Source organism: Mycobacterium pseudoshottsii JCM 15466 (assembly GCF_003584745.1).
Classification (GTDB): domain Bacteria; phylum Actinomycetota; class Actinomycetes; order Mycobacteriales; family Mycobacteriaceae; genus Mycobacterium; species Mycobacterium marinum.
In genome coordinates, this window is the sequence record NZ_AP018410.1 from 5,982,992 (window position 1) to 6,007,000 (window position 24,009).

At 63.6% G+C, this 24,009-nt stretch carries 21 protein-coding genes and 1 pseudogene; 15 read left to right on the top strand and 7 right to left on the bottom strand.

Annotated elements, in window-relative coordinates; genetic code table 11:
* The first annotated feature begins 24 nt into the window (after positions 1 to 24).
* The 4 genes from MPSD_RS27415 (at position 25) to MPSD_RS27430 (ending at position 4,949) form a co-directional block, all read left to right on the top strand.
* Positions 25 to 1,227 carry an ISAs1-like element IS2404/ISMul1 family transposase gene (locus MPSD_RS27415; protein WP_420811987.1) on the top strand — a complete coding sequence of 401 codons (1,203 nt, stop codon included), beginning with the start codon at positions 25 to 27 and terminating at the stop codon, positions 1,225 to 1,227.
* A gap of 129 nt (positions 1,228 to 1,356) precedes the next feature.
* Complete coding sequence (locus MPSD_RS27420; RefSeq protein ID WP_086085877.1) at positions 1,357 to 2,499, top strand: EspA/EspE family type VII secretion system effector; 1,143 nt, start codon at positions 1,357 to 1,359, stop codon at positions 2,497 to 2,499.
* Positions 2,500 to 2,571: 72 nt separating this feature from the next.
* Complete coding sequence (locus MPSD_RS27425; protein ID WP_020785514.1) at positions 2,572 to 3,678, top strand: EspA/EspE family type VII secretion system effector; 1,107 nt, start codon at positions 2,572 to 2,574, stop codon at positions 3,676 to 3,678.
* A gap of 68 nt (positions 3,679 to 3,746) precedes the next feature.
* Positions 3,747 to 4,949 (top strand): EspA/EspE family type VII secretion system effector, encoded by a 1,203-nt coding sequence (locus tag MPSD_RS27430; RefSeq protein ID WP_223161535.1) that lies wholly within the window; start codon positions 3,747 to 3,749, stop codon positions 4,947 to 4,949.
* Between the two features lie 186 nt (positions 4,950 to 5,135).
* On the opposite strand, the gene MPSD_RS27435 is transcribed toward MPSD_RS27430, so the two are convergent.
* The 5 genes from MPSD_RS27435 to MPSD_RS30065 form a co-directional block, all read right to left on the bottom strand.
* On the bottom strand, positions 5,136 to 5,672 hold the full coding sequence (locus MPSD_RS27435) for a DUF2694 family protein (protein WP_020785512.1): 537 nt from the start codon (positions 5,670 to 5,672) through the stop codon (positions 5,136 to 5,138).
* Between the two features lie 93 nt (positions 5,673 to 5,765).
* Positions 5,766 to 6,080 (bottom strand): ESX-1 secretion-associated protein, encoded by a 315-nt coding sequence (locus MPSD_RS27440; RefSeq protein WP_036426097.1) that lies wholly within the window; start codon positions 6,078 to 6,080, stop codon positions 5,766 to 5,768.
* Positions 6,081 to 6,131: 51 nt separating this feature from the next.
* A complete protein-coding gene (locus MPSD_RS27445) occupies positions 6,132 to 6,470 on the bottom strand; it encodes a YbaB/EbfC family nucleoid-associated protein (RefSeq protein WP_086085876.1) in 339 nt (112 codons plus the stop codon).
* Positions 6,471 to 6,733: 263 nt separating this feature from the next.
* On the bottom strand, positions 6,734 to 7,069 hold the full coding sequence (locus tag MPSD_RS30965; protein ID WP_420811826.1) for a PPE domain-containing protein: 336 nt from the start codon (positions 7,067 to 7,069) through the stop codon (positions 6,734 to 6,736).
* Positions 7,066 to 7,806 carry a PPE domain-containing protein gene (locus MPSD_RS30065; RefSeq protein ID WP_020785508.1) on the bottom strand — a complete coding sequence of 247 codons (741 nt, stop codon included), beginning with the start codon at positions 7,804 to 7,806 and terminating at the stop codon, positions 7,066 to 7,068. Before MPSD_RS30065 ends, MPSD_RS30965 begins: the two co-directional genes overlap by 4 nt.
* A gap of 463 nt (positions 7,807 to 8,269) precedes the next feature.
* On the opposite strand from MPSD_RS30065, the gene MPSD_RS27460 reads away from it, so the two are divergent.
* On the top strand, positions 8,270 to 9,472 hold the full coding sequence (locus MPSD_RS27460; RefSeq protein WP_420811852.1) for an ISAs1-like element IS2404/ISMul1 family transposase: 1,203 nt from the start codon (positions 8,270 to 8,272) through the stop codon (positions 9,470 to 9,472).
* Positions 9,473 to 9,529: 57 nt separating this feature from the next.
* Here the strand turns inward: MPSD_RS27460 and MPSD_RS30970 are convergent.
* Positions 9,530 to 9,688: pseudogene (locus MPSD_RS30970) on the bottom strand (transposase); the annotation flags it as partial.
* A 291-nt stretch (positions 9,689 to 9,979) separates the two neighbouring features.
* Here MPSD_RS30970 and MPSD_RS27470 point away from each other — a divergent pair.
* Positions 9,980 to 11,368 (top strand): MinD/ParA family ATP-binding protein, encoded by a 1,389-nt coding sequence (locus MPSD_RS27470; protein ID WP_232022691.1) that lies wholly within the window; start codon positions 9,980 to 9,982, stop codon positions 11,366 to 11,368.
* A gap of 135 nt (positions 11,369 to 11,503) precedes the next feature.
* On the opposite strand, the gene MPSD_RS27475 is transcribed toward MPSD_RS27470, so the two are convergent.
* Positions 11,504 to 11,791 (bottom strand): WhiB family transcriptional regulator, encoded by a 288-nt coding sequence (locus MPSD_RS27475; RefSeq protein WP_012396937.1) that lies wholly within the window; start codon positions 11,789 to 11,791, stop codon positions 11,504 to 11,506.
* 454 nt (positions 11,792 to 12,245) lie between these two features.
* On the opposite strand from MPSD_RS27475, the gene espM reads away from it, so the two are divergent.
* The 9 genes from espM to eccCb all read left to right on the top strand — a co-directional run bounded on the left by espM (position 12,246) and on the right by eccCb (position 23,912).
* Positions 12,246 to 13,337, top strand: coding sequence for an ESX-1 type VII secretion system transcriptional regulator EspM (gene espM / locus MPSD_RS30070; RefSeq protein WP_020785505.1), 1,092 nt, complete (start codon positions 12,246 to 12,248; stop codon positions 13,335 to 13,337).
* 234 nt (positions 13,338 to 13,571) lie between these two features.
* Positions 13,572 to 14,828: a type VII secretion system ESX-1 associated protein EspE gene (gene espE, locus MPSD_RS27485; protein WP_020785504.1), complete on the top strand. Its 1,257-nt coding sequence runs from the start codon at positions 13,572 to 13,574 to the stop codon at positions 14,826 to 14,828.
* Positions 14,829 to 14,925: 97 nt separating this feature from the next.
* Positions 14,926 to 15,237 carry an ESX-1 secretion-associated protein gene (locus tag MPSD_RS27490; protein WP_012396940.1) on the top strand — a complete coding sequence of 104 codons (312 nt, stop codon included), beginning with the start codon at positions 14,926 to 14,928 and terminating at the stop codon, positions 15,235 to 15,237.
* Position 15,238: 1 nt separating this feature from the next.
* Positions 15,239 to 16,078, top strand: coding sequence for an ESX secretion-associated protein EspG (locus MPSD_RS27495; RefSeq protein WP_086085677.1), 840 nt, complete (start codon positions 15,239 to 15,241; stop codon positions 16,076 to 16,078).
* A 40-nt stretch (positions 16,079 to 16,118) separates the two neighbouring features.
* Positions 16,119 to 16,676 (top strand): hypothetical protein, encoded by a 558-nt coding sequence (locus tag MPSD_RS27500; protein ID WP_020785501.1) that lies wholly within the window; start codon positions 16,119 to 16,121, stop codon positions 16,674 to 16,676.
* Between the two features lie 3 nt (positions 16,677 to 16,679).
* A complete protein-coding gene (gene eccA1, locus MPSD_RS27505; RefSeq protein WP_020785500.1) occupies positions 16,680 to 18,401 on the top strand; it encodes a type VII secretion system ESX-1 AAA family ATPase EccA1 in 1,722 nt (573 codons plus the stop codon).
* 3 nt (positions 18,402 to 18,404) lie between these two features.
* Positions 18,405 to 19,850 carry a type VII secretion protein EccB gene (gene eccB, locus MPSD_RS27510; protein ID WP_015357690.1) on the top strand — a complete coding sequence of 482 codons (1,446 nt, stop codon included), beginning with the start codon at positions 18,405 to 18,407 and terminating at the stop codon, positions 19,848 to 19,850.
* Positions 19,847 to 22,087, top strand: a complete 2,241-nt coding sequence (gene eccCa / locus MPSD_RS27515; protein WP_020785499.1) for a type VII secretion protein EccCa — start codon at positions 19,847 to 19,849, stop codon at positions 22,085 to 22,087. Before eccB ends, eccCa begins: the two co-directional genes overlap by 4 nt.
* 49 nt (positions 22,088 to 22,136) lie before the next feature.
* Positions 22,137 to 23,912, top strand: a complete 1,776-nt coding sequence (gene eccCb, locus MPSD_RS27520) for a type VII secretion protein EccCb (protein WP_086085678.1) — start codon at positions 22,137 to 22,139, stop codon at positions 23,910 to 23,912.
* Positions 23,913 to 24,009 lie beyond the last annotated feature (97 nt).

Here is a 24,009-nt window from a genome sequence, read left to right on the forward strand (position 1 = left end):
TTCGTCGTTGGTCTGGAGTTGCCCGTGCCTACCGTTTCAGTATTGCCTGTGTCGTCGGTTCCAGAGGTGTTCGACCGCTGGAGTCCTGGTGAGCGCAGCGAGCTCATCGGATCGGAGTTTCTCGATGTGTTGGCCTCGGTGCCAGACCCGAGGGACCCACGCGGTCGGAGGTATTCGCTGATGGCTTTGTTGGCGATCGCGGTTCTGGCCACTGCCGCGGGGATGCGCGGCTATGCTGGTTTTGCCACATGGGCGGCCACCGCTCCCGATGATGTGTTGGCCCAATTAGGGGTCCGGTTCCGGCGGCCCAGTGAGAAGACCTTCCGCGCTGTTTTGTCTCGGCTAGACCCCGCCGACCTCAACGCCAGGATGGGCAGTTACTTCACTGCACACGTGGCCAGCAGCGACCCCAGTGGATTGGTGCCGATCGCGTTGGACGGCAAGATGCTGCGTGGTGCTTTACGCGCCAAAGCGACAGCCACGCATCTCGTGTCGGTGTTCGCCCACCGTGCCCGATTGGTGCTCGGTCAACTCGCTGTCGCCGAGAAAAGCAATGAAATTCCCTGCGTACGTGCCCTGCTCACGCTGCTGCCGGGTAGCTTGCGGTGGCTGGTCACCGTGGATGCGATGCATACCCAGGTTGTCACCGCGAAGTTGATCTGCGCCACCTTGAAGTCGCACTACCTGATGATCGTCAAGTCCAACCAAGCCAAAATATTTGCGCGTATCACCGCGCTGCCCTGGGCCGAGGTGCCCGCAGCCGCTACCGACGACTCCCGCGGCCACGGCCGTGTCGAGACCCGCACCCTGCAAATCATCGCCGCTGCACGAGGAATCGGCTTCCCCTACGCAAAACAAATCATTCGGATCACTCGTGAACGCTTGATCACCGCCACCGACCAGCGCAGCGTGGAGGTGGTCTATGCCATCTGCAGCCTGCCGTTCGAGCACGCCCGCCCTACCGCGATCATGACCTGGATGCGTCAACACTGGGGAATCGAGAACAGCCTGCACTGGATACGCGACGTCACCTTCGACGAAGACCGTCAAAGGGCACATACCGGAAACGGCGCACAGGTCCTAGCAACGCTACGCAACACCGCGATCAATCTGCACCGCCTCAACGGCGCCGACAACATCGCCGAAGCCTGCCGGATCACCGCTTTGACCGCCAACCGCCGCCTAGACCTCCTCAATCCACAATCCCCCAGCTCACAAGCCTGCTAATCAACAACGCCGGAGCCCTGGCACCCCTGGACAGCACAACCCACCCCACCCAACAACACCGAAAACTCGCCGTGTGAAGCCAACAGGCCACGTCCGGCACAACGTCCGACCGAAGGAGACGTTCATCTCATGCAGCCAGCCACCATTCAAACAATAAAAGCGATGCAAGACCTTTCGCAGCAAGTGCTCGACGACCTCAACGCCGCACAGGCGAATCCGCCAGCGGCGGAAGAGGAGTTGACCGATAGTTTCCTTTCGAAGCATCGAGGAAGCGTTGTTTGCTTGGGGACCGACGGCATCCTTGGTGGCTTGCTCGCATGGCTTGGACATGGGTTCCCCGACCAGGGGGACCGCATGGACAGCAGTGGATCGATGTTCGACGGTGTCATTGCCCAGATCGCGGCCCTTGGTCCCGACGGCGGTTGGCAGGGCAGCGCGGCCCGCGCCTATGGGGCTCGCAACCTCGCCCAATCCCAGCACACGGGGCTGATGGCGGATCTGGACCGACTCGCCGCCGAGCTGGTGTCAGCCCAAGCCGATGACGTGCACAAAGTGCGCTCCACCCTGTGGGCACTAGTAGCGATTGTCTCGGTCTTGCTTGTGGTTTGCATTGGTTTGGAACTGCAGGGGCCCGAGGGCCAACTCGTCTCCTTCTATTCCGCACTACCCATATGCGGTACCGCGTTGTTTGTCGCCGCTGTCGCCCTGACCTTCTTGGCGGTCACGACGTCGCGGAATGCCAGCGCCGTGCAGGCGGCGACACAGCGATTGACCGCCATGGTGGCGGCCCTGACCACCGGCTCCGACGCGGTTCCCGGTTCGCCTGAAATGCCCACTCCCCCGAAACATTCCCTCTCCGAGTTCGGTCTCGCCGAGGACACCGGGCCCACCCCACCGCAGCTGCCCGATCTGCAGTCGACGTTGGCCGAGTTACCCGGCGCCCCCGAGTTTCACCTGGCCACCGGGGCCGGGGTGGGCTTCCCCGACTTCGGCGCACCGCAGCTGCCCATCACCGCATTGACCGGCCTGCCAACCCTGCCCATGATCGCTCAACTCAGCACCACCCTGAGCCAACTCACCAACCTCGACGGGCCCACCAGCGCCACGACCCAACCGGCCCAACAGCACACCACCGCGGCCGATCACCTCACCCAAGACGACGCCACCAACACCCCCGACACCGCCACCGCAGCCACCACCACCAGCGGCGAGCGCGCGCGCCTGGGCAGCACAACCCGCCCCACCCAACAACACCAAGACGTCGTCGTGTGAGGCCACACAGATCACACCACCGATCAACCTTCAACAGCCGGCTCCACGTGAAACCGAAGGAAAGTTCAACGCATGAACCTCAACGGAACAATGAGGAATCTGATTCGACGACTGATCGCAGAAGACGCAGAGGGGAACGAAGAAAATCCCCAACGGCTGCGCCGAGGCAGCGTTGTTTGCCTGGTGACCGACTGCATCCTTGGCGGCGAACTGGCATGGCTTGGACATGCGTCCCCCGACCAAGGTGGTTGCCTGGTCAAAGGCGCGGCGATGTTCGACGACCTCGGCGCCCAGATCGCGGCTCTTGTTCCCGACAGCGGTTGGCAGGGCTGCGCGGCCCACGCCTACGGGGCCCACACCCTCGCCCAGTCCCGACACTCCACGCTGATGGCTGATCTGGACCGGCTCGCCGCCGAGCTGGTGTCCTCCCAAGCCGACGACGTGAAGCAAGCCCGCACCGCACTGTGGGCAGCAATAGGCTTTGTCTCGGCCTACCTATTGATTTGCCTCGGCATAGAACTTCAGGGCCCCGAGGGCCAGCTACTCTCCTTCAACTTCGCCGTAGTCGTATGCGGTGCCGTGCTGGGTATCTCTGCTCTTGTTCTGCACGACTTGGCGAAGAAGACGTCGCGCAGGGCCGGCAGTCTGCAGACGACGACGCAGCGACTGTCCGACATGGCGGCGGGGGTGCCTACACGGTCGGACATGATCCCCGGTGCACCCGAAATGAGCCTGCCCCCAGCGCATTCCCTGTCGGAGTTCGATCTCATCGATAGCAGCGCCGCCTCCCCGCCGCACCTCCCCGATCTGGACTCGGCTTTCGCCGACCTACCCGGCGCCCCCGAATTTCACCTGCCCACCGCGGCCGGCGCGGGCTTGCCCGACTTCGGCGCACCACAGCTGCCCATCCCCGCGCTGACCGGCCTACCAACCCTGCCCACGATCGCTCAACTCAGCACCACCCTGAGCCAACTCACCAACACCGCCACCCAACACGCACAAATGATCTCCACCCTGGCCCAACAGGGCGCCCATCAGCACACCACCCTGACCGATCACCACACCACAGACGAAACCCCCGACACCGACGCCGCCACCGCAGCCACCAGCAGCGGCGAACGCGCACCCCTGCACACCACAACCCACCCCACCCAACACCGCCTAGACCACATCGTGTGAGCCCAACTGGTCACACCGATAACTGGGGGCGGCCGGCACAACGTGGGCCCGAAAGGAACGTTCATCTCATGTATCTCAGTCAACTTCAGCGTTTGGTTCAGGGAATCTCGCGATGGGTACGCGGAGATGGAAATCTGCAGAACTTCCAAGACATCCAAGAGGGAGGCGGAAATCCGCCGCCGGCGCAGGAGGGGGCGCCCGACAATTCCCCTTGGGCGCGTCGAGGAAGCGTTGTTTGCGGGGTGACCGAGGGCATCCTCGGCCTTCTACTGGCATTGCTTGGAGAGGCCGGCCCGTCCCGGGGCGAATCCCTGGACCGCAGTGGATCGATGTTCGACGGTGTCAGCACCCAGATCGCGACCCTTGATCCCGACGGCGGTTGGCGGGGCAACGCAGCGCGGGCCTATGGCGCCAAGAACCTCGCCCAATCCCAACACACCACGCTGGTCGCTGATCTGGACCGGCTCACCGGCGAGCTGGTGTCATCCCAGGCCGACGCCGTGAAGCGGGCACGCGACCTGCTATCGGCCGAAATTTGGATTGTCTTGGTCTTGCTTGTGGTTTGCATTGGCTTGGAGCTGCACGGGCCCGAGGGCCAAATCCTGTCCTTCCATATCGCAATACCCATATGCACTATGGCGGTGTTTACGGCCGCTACCGCCCTGGGTGTGTTGGCGGCCACGAAGTCGCAGGATGCCAGCGCCGTGCAGGCGGCGACGCAGCGATTGACCGCCATGGCGGCGGCCCTGACCACCGGGGCGGACACAGTTCCCGGTCCGCCCGAGATGACCTTTCCACCAATACATTCCCTGTCGGAGTTCGATCTCACCGAGGCCACCGGCCCCACCCCACCGCAGCTTCCCGATCTGCAGTCGACGTTGGCCGAGTTACCCGGTGCCCCCGAGTTTCACCTGGCCACCGGGGCCGGCGCGGGCTTCCCCGACTTCGGCGCACCGCAGCTACCCATCACCGCATTGACCGGCCTGCCAACCCTGCCCGATCCCACAAACCTGCCCGACCCAACCAGCACGCTGGCCGGCCTGCCCACGATCGCTCAACTCAGCACCACCCTGAGCCAACTCACCAACCTCGCCGGACCCACCAGCACCACGACTCAACCGGCCCAACAGCACACCACGCCGGCCGATCACCTCTCCCGAGACGACGCCACCAACACCCCCGACACCGCCACCGCAGCCACCACCAGCAGCAGTGAACGCGCACCACTGGACACCCAAACCCGCCCCCACCGGCAGCGCCTACTGACCTGACCGGCTTTGCCAACCATGCCCATCATGGTCCCCGATTCGCTAGACCTGGCTGACCTGTACCGGGACAAAACGAATTGGCTGCGTTGCCCGATCTCTGCGACGGCATAGCGTGGCCTATTCGGTCGGGCCGCCGCAACTGTGCCCGTCCGAGCCGCCGTGGTCTTGGTTCACGGGCGGCGATCGGGACTAGCCAGTTGTTGCAGTGAAGTCGTTCTTGTATCGGGTGGCGAACACCTCTTCTTCTGCCGCGGCCGCCTGCTCGGGCGTCGGCAAGTTCATTGTCTTCTCAACGATTTCGCGCAGTACGGCGCGTTGTTCTTCGTCGTTCACTTCATCCATGCCTTGGAGCATGAAGGCGTGCTGCGCGGCCCGCGCCTTCTGCCGGGCCAGGTCCGCAAGAACAAATATCTCCTCGGCAAGCCTCGGTTCGGACATGTTGTCGACCTTGTCCGACAGCTCGACCCGGTGGATGTCTCCGCCCATGACGGCCGACACCGAAACGCTCCCTTGAGGATTGGTTACCGTGAACAGTTCGCACTCATCGGTTTTGTCCTCCTCGGTCGCGCCAAGGATTGCTGACATGTCGGATCCGGTGTCCTCGGGTTGGGCCGGTGCGTAGCTGAGCAACGCGTCGATGGCGGAGTCGGTCTCTCCGGTTGCGGGGCCGGAGAAACCCAGTCCCGCTAGATAGTTATGGGCGTCGTACCCGGGCTGGTCGGTCATGACATGCCTTTCTGAGATGGGTTGCGGGCGTGGCGAGAAGCTAGCCCGAGGTTTGGGCCTCGGCGTGGTCTGGCCACACGCCGAGCGGGAACATCAGTTGTCAATCTGCTCGTCGAGGATCTCGGCGCCACGTTGGTCCGTATCGGCGTAGGCGGCGAACGCCCGGGTCAGATTCGTGGAAAGCCCATCAGCGACCCCCTCCAGGGCTCGCCCCGCGCTAGCGCAGACTGCCTCGTAGGCGCTTAGTGCATTGTTGAAGGTCGAGGTGAATGGGCCGTGGGTCTCGGCGACTGTCGCACCGATCCCGGCGGGCGCCGCCGTCGCTGCCCGCAGACTTGTTGCGGTGGCGTCGTGCCCGCTGGCAAGCCGGTTCACGACGTCGGGCTGCAACGTCAACATGTCATTCATCGGCTGAACTTCGCTTTTCGTCAGTGTGGCGTCGCTTTCGGTTTGGTGTGGTTAGGGGTGGGTTTGGTTGATGGCGGTGGCGAGGGTGGCCAAGGTGGTGGCCAGGGCGTGGTTGGCGGCGTTGCCGTAGGCGTGAACGGCTTGTTTGGCGTTGTGGAGGGCTTGGTTGACGCGGTGGGCGACGCCTTGGGAGCCGAGTTGTTTGAGGAGGCCGTCTTGGATGCGGATGCCGGTGAGCCAGTTGTATCCGTTGAGGGTGACCTCGACGGTGTGGGTGTTGTCTGAGGCTTTGAAGTTGCCGGCGTTCATTTGGTGGAAGCGGTTTTGTAGGGCGGTGTGGAATTGGGTGAGCCCTGCGAGCAGGTGTGCGGCGGTGGGGTCGAGGTTCATGGTTTGTGCTCCGTGGTGGTTGTGGTGGTGAGGTGGGGTCGGGCGGGGCCGATGAGTGCTTCGGTCCAGGGGCGTTGTTCGGTGTAGAGGGCTCGGTCGTCTTGGTGGGTGCGTTTGGTTTTGGTGGTGTGGGCTGGGCTGTTGGTGCCTAGGGGCATGCCTGCCATGGGGCCGGCGCCCGGGGGGGCGGCCGGTGGGGGTGGTGCCGGGGCCCAGGGCGCCTGGTGCACCCGGGGGTGTGGGGCCCGCGCCTAGGGGGGCGGTCAAGGGGATCGCGGCGCCGGCGCTTTCGCCGAGTGCGGCGGGTTTGACGGTGGGGCCGGTGGCGAGTGTGGCGGCGGCGCGGGCGGCTTCAGTGGTGTCGGGGGTTGCGGCGGGGGTGGGGTGAACGGCATCGTCGGCATCGGTGGTGTGCCGGTGAAGGGCAGTGTGGGGTCCCCGCTAGGCGGGAGGGGTGGTAGCGGGGGTGGGGGTTTGGGGTCGTTGTGGGTGAGGGCTGCCGGTGGTCGGGGTGGTTGTACGGGCTCGGTGATTGTCCTGGTGGCGTATCCGGTCAGCACTTCCTCGGATTTCTTCTGACATTGCGCGTAGACCTTCATAAACGGTTTTTATCGGGCACCCTGGGGTCACGAAGGACGTCTTCTAATGTGGTGATATCAGCCAATGTCGGGTGTTGGCCGATGGCCCAGTGGTGGGCTTGTTCGAGGCCTGAGGCTTGTTTGGCCATCGTGGTACGCAACCGCGCGATCAGGCGCAGCCAGTCCCGGTGTTGATCGAATGCGGCCTGCACCGCGGTGGCCGCTTCACCTTCCCAATTCTCGAAGTCGCGGAACCGTCCCAGGGACTGCTGAATTGTCAGGTTGTAGGCATTCCAGTCATGGGCGAACTTCTTCAGCGATACTCCCTGGTCGGGCTTGTTGAGGTTGATCGCGGCCAGTTTGACGCCGGTATATGGAGACGGAGGCGCTGCTGGTGCGGTGGGGGTGTCGGTTAGCGCGGGCAGGGGCAGGTCCGTACCCGAGGGCACCGGCGGTGCCCCGATGCCGTGGCCGTTGGTGCCCAAAGCCGTTGCCGCACCTTCGTCGATCTGTTCGTAGGCCTTGGCCGCGTCCCGCATGAACTGCGCAAGCCGTTGCCGCGCTTGGGCGCTCGACTGCAGATAGGCGCGCATGCTCTCGGCCGACAACGCCATTTGTGTGGCCCCCGCAACCGCCGGGCCCAGGGCGCACGCGGCCAACACCGCACCGCCGGGCGGATCAGCGATCGGGGCTTCCACCTCGGTGGCCCTGGCCACGATCTCGCTGGGATCCACCGCCAGCATCCACGGCTGCGACATGCCGAAACCCCTTCATCGTGCTATAGCTATTATCGTCGCTAAATTCGATGGTTCGCGCACCAAATTCCGGCATTTTTATTTCAGAACTATCTTCTGAAATAAACCGGAATTAGATTCCGGAACATAAACCCGAATTGGCTTCTGAAATGGGCCACCAGGTGCTCTGCGCCCTCCCGACGCGCTAAATCATTGCCCACTTTTTCGGGGGCATCCGGCAGGAACGTTCCGGACCGCAGATATACGGCGAATCGTCAACTTGTAATTGCACGCACGCAGGACTTGATGGCGCAATCCGGCAGGTCCGGCGCCGGGCCCGGACCCAGGGCTCCGGCGTTGTTGATTAGCAGGCTTGTGAGCTGGGTTGATGATCTTTGGTGCCGCGCTATTGGGGCCGGAGTGTAGGCACGGGCTATCTGGAGAACGATCGAGTTGGTTACTGTTCGTCGTTGGTCTGGAGTTGCCCGTGCCTACCGTTTCAGTATTGCCTGTGTCGTCGGTTCCAGAGGTGTTCGACCGCTGGAGTCCTGGTGAGCGCAGCGAGCTCATCGGATCGGAGTTTCTCGATGTGTTGGCCTCGGTGCCAGACCCGAGGGACCCACGCGGTCGGAGGTATTCGCTGATGGCTTTGTTGGCGATCGCGGTTCTGGCCACTGCCGCGGGGATGCGCGGCTATGCTGGTTTTGCCACATGGGCGGCCACCGCTCCCGATGATGTGTTGGCCCAATTAGGGGTCCGGTTCCGGCGGCCCAGTGAGAAGACCTTCCGCGCTGTTTTGTCTCGGCTAGACCCCGCCGACCTCAACGCCAGGATGGGCAGTTACTTCACTGCACACGTGGCCAGCAGCGACCCCAGTGGATTGGTGCCGATCGCGTTGGACGGCAAGATGCTGCGTGGTGCTTTACGCGCCAAAGCGACAGCCACGCATCTCGTGTCGGTGTTCGCCCACCGTGCCCGATTGGTGCTCGGTCAACTCGCTGTCGCCGAGAAAAGCAATGAAATTCCCTGCGTACGTGCCCTGCTCACGCTGCTGCCGGGTAGCTTGCGGTGGCTGGTCACCGTGGATGCGATGCATACCCAGGTCGTCACCGCGAAGTTGATCTGCGCCACCTTGAAGTCGCACTACCTGATGATCGTCAAGTCCAACCAAGCCAAAATACTTGCGCGTATCACCGCGCTGCCCTGGGCCGAGGTGCCCACAGCCGCTACCGACGACTCCCGCGGCCACGGCCGTGTCGAGACCCGCACCCTGCAAATCATCACCGCTGCACGAGGAATCGGCTTCCCCTACGCAAAACAAATCATCCGGATCACTCGTGAACGCTTGATCACCGCCACCGACCAGCGCAGCGTGGAGGTGGTCTATGCCATCTGCAGCCTGCCGTTCGAGCACGCCCGCCCTACCGCGATCATGACCTGGATGCGTCAACACTGGGGAATCGAGAACAGCCTGCACTGGATACGCGACGTCACCTTCGACGAAGACCGTCAAAGGGCACATACCGGAAACGGCGCACAGGTCCTAGCAACGCTACGCAACACCGCGATCAATCTGCACCGCCTCAACGGCGCCGACAACATCGCCGAAGCCTGCCGGATCACCGCTTTGACCGCCAACCGCCGCCTAGACCTCCTCAATCCACAATCCCCCAGCTCACAAGCCTGCTAATCAACAACGCCGGAGCCCTGGGCCCGGACCCAACTAGGCCAATCGGCCACCCCAGGGCACAAGCCCAGGGCTCCGACCGCGTGGGTCCCTCGGGTCTGGCACCGAGGCCAACACATCGAGAAACTCCGTTCCGATGAGCTCGCTGCGCTCACCAGGACTCCAGCGGTCGAACACCTCTGGAACCGACGACACAGGCAATACTGAAACGGTAGGCACGGGCAACTCCAGACCAACGACGAACAGTAACCAACTCGATCGTTCTCCAGATAGCCCGTGCCTACACTCCGGCCCCAATAGCGCGGCACCAAAGATCATCAACCCAGCTCACAAGCCTGCTAATCAACAACGCCGGAGCCCTGGGCACAAGCCCCCCACAAGCCCCCGAACCGGGCAACACAGCGGTTCACGGGGGTGTCGGGCCAAACCGGCCGGCCGGCGAGAGTGCCAGTCGATGCTTGGATACTGGTCGGTGTTTGGCATTGGCAGTCTGATGCGACCGAGGAGCCCATGAACGAACGCGAGGAGTTTCTGCGAGACCGGGTCCGGCCGGACCAGCCCAGCGTTCCCGACGCGAGTCGGTCTCGTCAGCGTTCCGGTATGCACCGGACGGCGACGGACGCGTCAGGCCCTCCGGTAGCGCCCACTCACCCACCTCGGCCCGCCCCGCCCCGTCCGCCGACTCCGCAGCCTTCACCCGTCCCACCGCGGGGGGCCAACCCGCATCCCCCGCCGCCACCGGCGCCACCTTCGGTCCCGGAGCTGCCGCCCCCACCGGTGGCGCATCCACCCACCGGGCACAACTCGCCGCCACCCCCGGTGACCGCGGGCCTCACCCCACAGTCACCGGCGGCAAGCCCCGCTGCACCCGTGCCGCACTCCCCGCCACAAGCTGCCCCACACGAACCGATGCCGGAGGTTCCACCGCCAAGCCTTTGGGCCGAGCCCACACCGGCGCGTACCCCCGGCGAGCCTCCATCCACCGGCCACGGCTGGCGCCACATCATTCGAGTCGCGTCGTTTGGGCTGATCAACCCACGCCCATCGGCGGCGCAGCGCGATGCCGCCGAATTCGAAGCGGCCATTCGAGCCCCGTTGCGCGGCACCCACAAGGTTGGTGTGCTGGGCAAGGGCGGCGTCGGCAAGACGTCAGTCGCTGCCAGCATCGGGTCACTCCTGGCCGAATTGCGACAGCAGGACCGCATCGTGGCAGTCGACGCCGATACCGCTTTTGGCCGGTTGAGCAGCAGGATCGATCCCACGGCGCGTGGCTCGTTCTGGGACCTGACCGCCGATAGGAATCTGGCGTCGTTCGCCGACGTGGTTGCCCGCTTGGGCCGAAACGCTGCGGGCCTGCACGTTTTGCCCGGCGAGGCGGCCGTCGGTGGTCGCCGGTTACTTGACCCCGCGATTTATCGCGAAGCGGCGCTACGACTCGACCGCCATTTCGCCATCTCGATCATTGACTGCGGCTCCACGATGGACGCGCCCCTAACTCAGGAAGTGTTGCGCGACCTGGACGCGCTTATCGTGGTGTCCTCCCCCTGGGCGGACGGTGCCTCGGCGGCCGCCAAGACAATGGAATGGCTCGCGGACCGCAAACTCAGCGGCTTGCTGCGGCGCAGCGTCGTGGTGCTCAACGATTCGGACGGGCATTCCGACAAGCGCACGCGTTCGGTGCTTGCGCGCGAGTTCGTCGACCATGGACAGCAGGTTGTCGAGGTGCCTTTTGATCCGCATCTGCGCCCCGGCGGTGTTATCGATGTGAGCCATGAGTTGGAGCCGGGAACGCGACTGAAGTTTCTGCAAATCGCCGCAACGATTACCGGACACTTCGCCGCGCGGTCCGCTGCCGATGAAGACCCCCGTCCCACCGAAAACGTAGCGTCTGAGACCTAGAGCTTCTGGTCCGCTGGATGCTCGAATGCAAAACAGCGCGAGAAATCGTTGGATTTCTCGCGCTGTTTGCCTACGTGGCAATTCACCCCGGCGTCGCCGCAGACCCCTCGCAGCAGCGGCGGACGCGGCCGGGCATCATGCCGATTGGGCGGTGATCCGCTCGCGCGCCGGGAAACCGTTGCGCTCTGCCAGCGACCGAAGTTGGCCCAACGCGAACGCCCGCGCCCGGCCTGCTTCCGGAATCACAACACCCGCCCAAAGTCCTTCCGCACCCGGCGACTCAACCGCGTCCCGCGCACACGCCCACCGACGCGGGCACGCGCGACACAGCGTCTTGGCTTCCTCGTCGGGCGTTGTCGTCCAACGGTCGGGGTCCTGCGTGCAAACGCCCAGCGGAATCTCGTACAGAGCAGTTGCAGTCATATCTAAGCGTTCCTCCATAAAGCAAAAGCGTTGCAGGTTCGTAACCTCTGCCCGAGGATTGTATAGCACTAACTGTCGCAATGCAACAGTTCTCGATGCAGGGCCGCACACCCTCCTGCTACAACTTCGCTGCGCGATGGGCCATCATCAGCATCCAACCTGGCATAACCTGCGGTAATTAGCTGTCAATCGGCTGGGTGACACGGCGCTCCACCCACCCCGACGCACACCCTTCCGGACAGAAACTGTTCCACTGCGCAATGCTTCGGGGTAGGATCAAACGTAGCGGTGGCCCGGTTTAACCAGACAACGGTCGCTTCGGAACCCCGCCGGCTGTCGTTCGAGAAACGTAGCGAAGGCATACCAATGGAAGGGTGCAACGGTTAGGATGTTGGTCAGCGGAACGCGCGCCTTGCCACCCGCCTCAGTAGCCGCGAGCGAGGAATCGACGTACATGCCCGACGCCGAATCGACTGCTCGGCCGGCCCTGCGAGTCGCCCGTGGCGGCGACTCACCGGGCCTGGTAACGCCCGGTCACCGACCCGTCGGCCGCGGCGCGCTGACCAACGCACGACTGGATGATCCCGTGTTAACGCAGACACATGTGCGAGCGGTTTCCGATGGTGGGCAACGGCGGATCGTCACCAACAGCCCAAACGGTAATGTCGTCGACGGAACAGGGAAAAGTTCTGTGGCTGTCAGCGACAAGACCATTGTCCGGTTCGGCGATCCCACTGGAGGCAAGGCGTTGACGTTCGAAGTCGTCAGGCCCTCGAATTCGCCTGAAGAAGACAGCCGTGAACAGCGACCGGCCGAGCAATCGGACTCTCAGACCAACGAGGCCGATCCTGGTGTGGTTCGCGCCGGGGCCGCCGCGGCGGCACGACGCCGGGAGCTCGACATCAGTCAGCGCAGCCTGGCAGCCGACGGGATCATCAATGCCGGCGCACTGATCGCGTTCGAGAAGGGCCGCAGCTGGCCACGCGAACGCACCCGCGCCAAGCTCGAAGAAGTCCTGCAGTGGCCCGCGGGAACCATCGCGCGGATCCGCCAGGGCGAGTCCGTTGCGCCAGAGCCCGCTCCCGAAGCCAGCGTGGAAGCGCCGACCTCCGACGGCCCAGCGTCGCTGATCGCGCAGGCGGTTGCCGCCGCGGTCGACACCTGCAGCCTCGCAATCGCCGCATTGCCCGCACCCGAGGAAGCCGACTTCACCGAGCGGGCCGCACCGATCCTTGCCGATTTGCGCCAGCTCGAGGGCATCGCCGTCCAGGCGACCCGCATCAGCCGCATCACACCGGAGCTGATCAAGGCGCTTGGTGCTGTTCGGCGCTATCACGACAAATTGATGACGCTCAGCGCAACCGCACCAGGAGCCACACTGGCGCAGCGTTTGTATGCCGCCCGGCGGCGGGCGAATCTGTCCACTTCGGAAACCGCGCAAGCCGCCGGAGTGACCGAAGAATTGATCGTCCGCGCGGAAGCCGAGGAAACTTTGCATGCCGAAGCCGCCGAGGCTATTGAAGCGCTCATCCGTCAAATCAATTGAGGTTGGCGCCCAGTGGCAACTCACCTTGAATCGCTCGAGTCCGAACGACCGAGGACCTTCGCGTTACCCCGGTATTCGAGCATGCGGACCTTGGTGTTGTGCGCGCGAAAATGCCCGCACTACCAAGAAATTCGTGCGTCGACCACGGCCGGAGCACCGCTAAGCTCAATGTACAGACCAAAGGTACACACAAAAAGACAGTGCACGAAACACCGAGTGTAAGGAATCCCGCGAATGGCGCCAAAGGGAAGCGGTCTTTGCAAGACAACAAGTAATTTCATTTGGGGTCAGTTGCTTTTACTCGGAGAAGGCATCCCCGACCCGGGCGATATCTTCAACACCGGTTCGACGCTCTTCAAAGGAATCGCCGACAAGATGGGTCTGGCAATTCCGGGCACCAACTGGCTCGGCCAGGCGGCAGACGCCTATTTGAACCAGAACATCGCTCAAGAACTTCGCGCGAAGGTGATGGGTGACGTCGACTATCTGACCGGCAACCTGATTTCGAATCAGGCCGAATATGTGTCGAACACCCGCGACGTGCTGCGCGCGATGAAGAAGATGATCGACGGCGTCTACAAGGTCTGCAAAGGCCTCGAAAAGGTGCCGATACTCGGCTGGTTGTGGTCGTGGGAGCTCGCCCTGCCGATGTCGGGCATTGCGATGGCCGCCGTCGGCGGCGCGCTGCTGTACCTGACCATCATGACGTTGATGAACCTGACCAACCTGAAGGGCCTGCTCGGCAGGTTGGTCGAAATGTTGGCCAGCCTGCCATCGCTGATCGGCGGCCTACTCCCGAACATCCCGGGCATCATCGACGACCTGTGGCCACCCAAGTTGCCCGACATTCCCATCCCGGGTCTACCGAACATCCCGGGCCTGCCCGATTTCACCTGGCCACCCAAGATCGACATTCCGGACTGGAACTTGCCGATCCCGGGGCTCCCCGGTTTCGAATTCCCGCCGACCTCGGGAATCCCCGGCATCGACTTCCCGTTCCCCAACATCCCGGGCTTGCCCAGCTTCCCCAGCCTTCCTGGGTTGCCGAGCATCCCGGACCTGTTCCCCGGCTTGCCCGGCCTGGGTGACCTGTTCTCCGGGATCGGCAAATGGGGCACGTTGCCCACCTGGACCGACTTGGCGGCCCTACCCGACTTCTTGGGTGGCTTCGCCGGGCTACCCAGCCTGAGCTTCTCCAACCTGCTCGGCTTCGCCCAATTGCCCAACGTCAGTTCGCTGACCGCGACGATGGGCCAGCTGCAACACCTGGTCGCGGCCGCTGGCGGACCTGGCCAACTGGGCAGCATGGCGGGCCAGCAGGCCAGCATGATCTCGTCGCAGGCTTCCCAAGGCGGTCAACAGGCCACCCTGGTGAGCGACAAGAAGGAAGACGACGAAGGCGGTGCGGCCGTGGGCAGCGCCGGTGCGGAACGCGCCCCCATCGACACGGGAACCAACACAGGGCAAGGTAACGAGGGGACCCTCCTCTAGTCCGGGCAACCGGCGGCGGCTCACTGGCCTACCAAAGCCATAGCGAGCCAAACCCATAGCGAGTAGAAAGTTAGACGTAGAGGAAAGGTCTACCCCCATGACAGGACTACTGAACGTCGTGCCTTCATTCTTGAAGGTGCTGGCGGGCATGCACAACGAGATAGTCGGCGAACTCAAATCGGCGACCAACGTCGTGAGCGGAATCGGCTCGCGGGTCCAGCTGACCCACGGCTCATTCACCTCGAATTTCAACGACACGCTGGTCGAGTTCGAAACCACCCGCAACAGCGCCGGGACAGGCCTGCAGGGCGTCACGGGCAAGTTGGCCAACAATCTGATCTCGGCCGCTGGCGCCTATCTGAACTCCGACGAAGGGCTCGCTGGCATCATCGACAAGATTTTTGGCTGATATGACCGGTCCGCTCGCTACCGGTCGCGCGGGCACCGGTGACGATGTCGTCGGAGTCGAGGTAACCATCGACGGCATGCTGGTGATCGCGGACCGGTTACACCTGGTCGATTTCCCTGTCACGCTTGGGATCCGGCCGAACATCCCGCAAGAGGATCTGCGAGAGATCGTCTGGGACCAGGTGGCGCGCGACCTTACTGCGCAGGGCGTGTTGGACCACAACGAACAACCGCATCCGGCGGTTGCGGCGATGGTCGACACGCTCAGCAGGGCGGACCGCACCTTGGAAGGCCGCTGGTGGCGCCGCGACGTTGGCGGCGTGATGGTGCGGTTCTTGGTATGCCGCAAGGGCGAAAGACATGTCATCGCAGCTCGCGATGGCGACATGTTGGTACTGCAGCTGGTGGCTCCGCGGGTCGGCCTGGCAGGCATGGTGACTGCCGTGCTGGGCACCGCGGAACCCGCCAATGTCGAACCGCTGACCGGCATTGCCAGCGAACTGGGTGAGTGCACCAATGCCGCACAGCTGACCCGATATGGGCTCACGCCGACCACCGCCCGCCTGTACACCGAAATCGTCACCAATCCGAAGAGCTGGGTGGAAATCGTCGCCAGCGAACGCCATCCGGGCGGCACTACCACCCACACCAAGGCTGCCGCGGGGGTCTTGGATTCAGTACATGGCAGGCTTGTCTCACTTCCCCGCCAAGTCGACGGGGAACTGTACGGCAGCTTCCTCCCCGGTACCGAGCAGAATCTCCAGCGGGCGCTGGACAGTCTGCTCGAACTGCTTCCGTCAGGCTCGTGGTTGGATCGCGCCGACGCCACCACCCGAGGTTGACTTAATCCTCTCCGTTACGAGTTCAGAAAGGGACGCCACAGTGGACCTGCCCGGGAACGACGACTACAACCAAGATCTCGGCGCCCTAGATTTCTCCGGCGGCGGTACGTCTGAGGACTCTGGACTCGGTGCACTCGACGAGTACGCGCCCCCCGAGCCCCAGGAAACCGAGCAAGCCGGAGCCGACCTGGATGCACTTCACGGGCTGACCGAGAAGGAAGACGAGCCCGACATCGCGATGTTCACCGTGACCAACCCGCAAGGGAGCGTGTCGGTCACGACCATGATGGGTGGCATCGTCCAGCGAGTTACGGTGACCGACAAGGCTGCGAACATGTCGGAATCCGCTCTGACCGAAGAGATCTTTGTCATCGCTGATCTGGCCCGCCAAAAGGCGCGCGCCGCACAACACACGTTCATGGTGGAAGCCATGGCCAGCGAACTGAGCGACGAGACCGAAGAAGAAGGTGCGCTGTTGCGCGAGTTCGTCGGTATGACACTCAACTTGCCGACGCCGGAAGAAGCAGAAGCGGCCGAAGCCGAGGTATTCGCCACCCGCTACGAGGTCGACTACACCTCTCGTTACAACGAACGGTGATACATGACTGATCGCCTGGCCGGTTTGTTCGAAAGTGCCGTCAGCATGCTTCCGCTGTCGGAGTCAAGGTCCATGGACCTATTCACCGAGATCACAAACTATGACGAATCAGCGTGCGATGCTTGGGTCGGCCGGATCCGATGTGGCGATGTCGACCGGGTGACTTTGTTCCGCGCCTGGTACTCGCGCCGCAACTTCGGCCAGCTGGCAGGCACGGCGCAGATCTCGATGAGCACCCTCAACGCCAGGGTCCCCATAGGTGGTTTGTACGGAGACATCACCTACCCCGTTACCTCCCCCCTGGCCATCACCATGGGCTTCGCCGCATCCGAAGCGGCGCAAGGAAACTACGCGGACGCGATGGAGGCCATCGACGCTGGTGCGGTCACCGGTTCGGAGCATCTGGTGTCGTGGCTCAAGGCGGTCATCTTCGGCGCTGCCGAGCGCTGGACCGACGTGATCGATGAAGTCAAGGGTGCCGGGAAGTGGCCAGACAAGTTCCTGGCCGGAGCCGCCAGCGTCGCCCATGGGGTTGCGGCGGCCAGCCTTGGCCTGTTCACCGAAGCCGAACGCAGACTGACCGAAGCCAATGACTCACCGGCCGGCGAAGCTTGCGCGCAGGCCATCGCGTGGTATCTGGCCATGGCCCGGCGGGGCCAAGGCAACGAGGAAGCCGCGGTGGCACTGCTGGAATGGTTGCAGACCACGCATCCGGCTCCAAAAGTCTCTGCTGCGTTGAAGGATCCGTCCTACCGGCTCAAGACAACCAACGCCGAGCAGATTGCGTCCCGTTCGGATCCATGGGATCCGACCAGCGTGGTGACCGACAATTCCGGTCGCGAAAAGTTGTTGGCCGAAGCCCAAGGAGAACTCGACCGCCAAATCGGACTATCCCGGGTAAAAAGCCAGCTCGAGCGGTACCGCGCGGCGACCATGATGGCTCGCATCCGCGAGGCCAAAGGCATGAAAGTCGCACAGCCCAGCAAGCACATGATCTTTACCGGGCCCCCTGGCACCGGGAAGACCACGATCGCGCGGGTGGTCGCCAACATGCTCGCCGGACTAGGCGTTATCGCCGAACCCAAGCTGGTCGAGACGTCACGTAAAGACTTCGTTGCCGAGTACGAGGGCCAGTCAGCAGCCAAGACCGCCAAGACGATCGATCAGGCTCTAGGGGGCGTGCTGTTCATCGACGAGGCTTACGCCCTGGTGCAGGAGCGCGACGGACGCACCGACCCGTTCGGCCAGGAAGCGATGGATACCCTGCTGGCCCGGATGGAGAACGACCGCGATCGCTTGGTGGTCATCATCGCCGGTTACAGCTCCGATATCGATCGGCTGCTGGAAACCAACGAGGGTCTACGCTCGCGATTTGCCACCCGTATCGAATTCGACACCTACAGCCCGGAAGAGCTCCTCGAGATCGCGAAAGTCATTGCGGCTGGCAATGACTCGACGCTGAGCACGGCGGCCGCGGATGAACTCCTGCAGGCAGCCAAAACGCTGCACGAACGTACGTTGCGGGGCCGTCCGGCTCTCGACATCGCCGGCAACGGCCGATATGCGCGACAATTGGTCGAGGCCTCTGAGCAGTACCGTGACATGCGGCTAGCACAGGGCCTCGACATCGAGGCCCTCGATGTGGACAGACTGCAAGAGATCAACGGCGCGGACATGGCCGAGGCAATTGCCACGGTGCATGCACACCTCAATATGAGAGAGTGAAACATGGGGCTTCGCCTGACCACCAAGGTTCAGGTAAGCGGCTGGCGCTTCCTGCTTCGCCGAGTCGAGCATGCCATCGTGCGGCGCGACACCCGCATGTTCGATGATCCGCTGCAGTTCTACAGCCGCTCGATAGCGCTGGGCATCGTTGTCGCCGTATTGATCTTGGCCGGTGCCGGCCTGCTGGCCTACTTCAAACCAGCTGGAAAACTTGGTGGCAGCAACCTGCTGACCGACCGCGCGACTAACCAGCTCTATGTACTGCTGTCCGGGCAGTTGCACCCTGTCTACAACTTGACCTCGGCGCGCCTCGTGTTGGGCAGCCCTGCCGCCCCCGTCACCGTCAAGTCCTCCGAATTGAGCCAGTTGCCCTTGGGCCAAACCATTGGAATCCCCGGCGCCCCCTACGCCACCCCGGTTTCCGGGGACACCACTTCAACCTGGACCCTTTGCGACACCGTCAGCCGGGCGGGTACCGCCTCCGCCTCGGTCGAGACATCGCTGCTGGTGATGCCGCTGCGGATCGATGCCGCGATCGATCCGATCGAGCCCAACGAGGCGATGCTGGCGGACTATCACGGCCAGACCTGGATCGTCACATCAAAGGGACGCCACTCGATCGACCTCAACGATCGTGCGCTCACATCGGCCGTGGGCATCCCCATCACCGCCCAGACGGTCCCCATTTCCGAGGGAATGTTCAATGCGCTTCCGGCCAGGGGCCCCTGGCAATTGCCACCCATCCCCGCCGCCGGAGAGCCAAACACCCTCGGGCTTCCGGAAGATTTGGTAATCGGATCGGTGTTTCAAATCCACACCGACAAGGGGCCGCAATATTACGTAGTGCTGACCGACGGCATCGCCGCGGTAAATGGCACCACTGCCGCGGCACTGCGCGCCACTCAGTCTCATGGGCTGGTGGCGCCGCCCGCGGTGGTGCCGAGCCTGGTCGTCAGGATCCCCGAACGGGTTTACGCATCACCGCTGCCAGACGAGACCCTCAACCTCATGTCCCGGCCGGACGACCCGGTCTTGTGTTGGGAATGGGAGCGTAGCGCTGGGGACCAGGCCCCCAACACGACGGTTCTCACCGGACGGCACTTGCCCATCCCGCCCTCGGCCATGAAGACCGGCCTCAAACAGATTCAGGGCAGGTCAACCGTCTATATCGACGGCGGGAAATTTGTTCAGTTGCAGTCACCCGATCCCCGATACGGCGAATCGATGTACTACATCGACCCGGAAGGGGTGCGCTACGGGGTGCCCGACGCCGACTCGGCCAAGGCGCAGGGCCTGGGTATACCGAAGACGGCACCGTGGGAGATCGTTCGCCTCCTGGTGGACGGTCCGGTGTTATCCAAAGACGCCGCTCTGCTCGAACACGAAACGTTGCCCTCCGACCCCAATCCTCGAAAAGTTCCAGCTGGGACACCCGGAGCACCTCAATGACGACAAAGAAATTCACCCCAACGATCACCCGTGGCCCCCGGCTCACCCCGGGCGAGATCAGCCTCACGCCACCGGATGATCTCGGTATCGACATCCCGCCGTCGGGCGTGCAGAAGATCCTGCCCTACGTCATGGGCGGCGCGATGCTGGGCATGATCGTGATCATGGTGGCCGGCGGCACCAGACAGCTATCGCCATACATGCTGATGATGCCCCTGATGATGATCGTGATGATGGTGGGCACACTCGCCGGGGGCAGCGGCGGCGGCAGCAAGAAGGTCCCCGAGATCAATGCGAACCGCAAGGAGTACTTGCGGTATCTCGCCGGCCTGCGCGGCCGCGTAACGACGTCGGCCACCTCCCAGGTTTCGTTCTTCGGCTACCACGCGCCCCATCCCGACGATCTTCTGTCCATCGTCGGCACCCAGCGGCAGTGGTCGAGGCCGGCCAACAGCGACTTCTATGCGGCAGCCCGCATCGGGATCGGCGACCAGCCAGCGGTGGACCGGCTATTGAAGCCGGCGGTCGGCGGCGAGCTGGCGGCCAGCAGCGCCGCCCCCCAGCCCTATCTCGAGCCGGTAAGCCACATGTGGGTGGTCAAGTTCCTGCGTACCCATGGGTTGATCCACGATTGCCCGAAACTCGTGCAGCTGCGCAGTTTTCCAACGATCGCGATCGGCGGTGATCGACCGGGAGCCGATCGACTGTTGACCGCGATGATCTGCCACCTGGCGGTCTTCCATCCGCCCGACCTGTTGCAGATCCGCGTCCTCACCGAGGACCCCGAGGATCCCGACTGGTCCTGGTTGAAATGGCTGCCACATGTCCAGCACCAGACCGAAACCGACGGGGCCGGGCCGGTCCGGATGATCTCCACGCGCCCGGACGGCCTGGCCGACCTGGCCGCCCGGGGACCCCACGCTCCCGACACTCTCCCCACCGGTCCCTACGTCGTGGTCCTCGACCTGACCGGCGGCAAGGCGGGCTTCCCGCCAGACGGCAGGGCCGGGGTGACGGTAATCACGCTGGGCAACCATCGCGGGTCCGCCTATCGCATCAGAGTGGCCGAGAACGGCACCGCAGACGACCGGCTGCCTGGGCAGCAGTTCCGGCTGGTGACCTCGGCCGCCGACAGCATGACGCCGCAGGAGGCCACCCGCCTCGCCCGCAAGTTGGCCGGATGGTCGATCACCGGAACCATCCTCGACAAGACCCAACGTATCCAGAAGAAGGTCGCGACCGAGTTCCATCAGTTGGTCAACGCCAAGAGCGTCGAGGACATCACCCCGGGCCGTTGGCGCATGTACACCGACACCGATCGAGACCGGCTCAAGATCCCGTTCGGTCACGAACTCAAGACCGGCAATGTCATGTACCTGGACATCAAGGAAGGTGCGGAGTTCGGCGGCGGGCCGCACGGCATGCTCATCGGCACCACCGGTTCCGGCAAATCCGAGTTCCTGCGCACCATGATCTTGTCGTTGGTGGCGATGACCCACCCCGATCAGGTGAACCTGCTGCTTACCGACTTCAAGGGCGGCTCGACATTTCTTGGGATGGAGAAGCTCCCACACACCGCGGCTGTCATCACCAACATGGCCGAGGAAGCCGAGCTGGTAAGCCGGATGGGCGAGGTGCTGACCGGTGAACTGGACCGCCGCCAGTCGATCCTGCGTCAGGCGGGGATGAAGGTCGGCGCGGCCGGCGCGCTGTCCGGCGTGGCCGAGTACGAGAAGTACCGCGAACGCGGCGCTGACCTTCCGCCGCTGCCGACACTTTTCGTTGTGGTGGACGAGTTTGCCGAACTTCTGCAGAGTCACCCGGATTTCATCGGCCTGTTCGACCGAATTTGCCGAGTCGGGCGATCATTGCGGGTGCACCTGCTACTGGCCACCCAGTCACTACAAACCGGCGGTGTCCGCATCGACAAGCTCGAACCCAACCTGACGTATCGCATCGCGTTGCGTACCACCAGCTCTCATGAATCCAAAGCGGTGATCGGAACCCCGGAGGCCCAGTACATCACCAACAAGGAAAGCGGTGTCGGCTTTCTCCGGGTCGGCATGGAGGACCCCATTAAGTTCAGCACGCTCTATATCAGTGGGCCATACGTTCCGCCGGCGACCGCTGAAACCAACGGCGATGGCAGCGGACCCAGTACCCAGTTCGCCAAGCGAGCCTTGCAGATCCGCGAGTTCACCGCGGCTCCGGTTCTCGAGGAAGCGCTGACACCATGATCCACGCCGGCGATGCTGCAGCAGGAAGCAACGAAAGGGAGCGGCGCTCATGACTGCCGAACCTGAAGTACGGACGTTGCGTGAGGTCATCCTTGACCAGCTCAGCACCGTCGAGTCGCGCGCCTACAAGATGTGGTTGCCGCCGCTGGTTGATCCGACCCCGCTCGACGAGCTGGTCGCCCGCGATCGGCGACAACCACTTCGCTTCGCGCTGGGAATCATGGACGAGCCGCGCCGCCACCTGCAGGACGTCTGGGGCGTCGACGTGGCGGGCGCTGGCGGACACATCGGTATCGGCGGTGCCCCCCAGACCGGCAAGTCGACACTGCTGCAGACGTTGGTCATGTCGGCCGCTGCCACGCACTCGCCGCGCAAGGTCCAGTTCTATTGCATTGACCTCGGTGGTGGCGGCCTGATCTATCTGGAGAACCTGCCCCATGTGGGCGGGGTCGCGGGCCGGTCCGAACCCGACAAAGTCCACCGGGTGGTCGCGGAGATGCAGGCCGTGATGCGACAACGAGAGGCCACCTTCAAGGAACACCGGGTCGGCTCGATCGCGATGTATCGCCAGCTGCGTGACGACCCCAACCAGCCCGTCGCCTCAGACCCCTACGGCGATGTATTCCTGATCATCGATGGATGGCCCGCCTTCGTCAGTGAGTTTCCCGACCTCGAAGGTCAGGTCCAGGACCTGGCCGCACAGGGGCTGTCCTTTGGTGTGCACACGATTCTGTCCACGCCGCGGTGGACGGAGTTGAAATCACGTGTCCGCGACTACCTGGGCACCAAGATCGAATTCCGGCTCGGCGACGTCAACGAAACCCAGATCGACCGCATCACCCGGGAGATCCCGGCGAACCGCCCGGGTCGGGCGGTGTCCATGGAAAAGCACCACCTGATGATCGGGGTGCCCAGGCTCGACGGTGTGCACAGCGCCGACAACCTGGTGGAGGCGATAACGGCGGGCGTAGCTCAAATCGCAGCCCAGCACACGGACAAGGCGCCTCCGGTACGAACTCTGCCGGAACGCATCCACCTCCACGAGCTGGATCCCAACCCTCCCGGGCCCGAATCCGACTACCGCACCCGCTGGGAGATCCCGATCGGATTGCGCGAATCCGACATGGAAGTGGCTTACAGCCACATGCACACCAACCCGCACCTGCTCATCTTCGGTGCCGCCAAGTCGGGCAAGACGACCATTGCCCACGCGATCGCACGCGCCATCTGCGCTCGAAACAGTCCCGACCAGGTGCGGTTCATGCTCGCCGACTATCGCTCCGGACTCCTCGATGCGGTGCCCGACACACACCTGCTCTCGGCCGGAGCCATCAACCGCAACAGCGCGACGTTGGACGAGGCCGTCAAAGCCCTGGCCGCTAACTTGAAGAATCGGCTGCCCCCAGCCGACCTCACGACGGCTCAACTGCGCTCGCGTTCGTGGTGGAGCGGATTCGACGTTTTGCTGCTCGTCGACGACTGGCACATGATTGTCGGCGCTGCCGGCGGCATGCCCCCGATGGCGCCATTTGCGCCCTTATTGCCGGCGGCGACCGATATCGGCTTGCACATCATTGTGACCTGCCAGATGAGCCAGGCCTACAAGGCGACCATGGACAACTTCGTCGGTGCCGCATTCGGTTCGGGCGCTCCAACAATGTTCCTTTCCGGCGACAAGCAGGAATTCCCCTCCAGCGAGTTCAAGGTCAAGCGGCGCCCCCCCGGCCAGGCGTTTCTGGTCTCGCCCGACGGCAAAGAGGTCATCCAGGCCCCTTACATCGAGCCGCCAGAAGAAGTGTTCGCAGCACCCCCAAGCCCCGGTTAGGATTATTTCATTGCCAGCGACGCATCACCCGAGCTGACGGAAATCAAGCCCGGGAGGCGATCACCGGCAGGCCGTTTCGGCGACAACCAAATGAGGA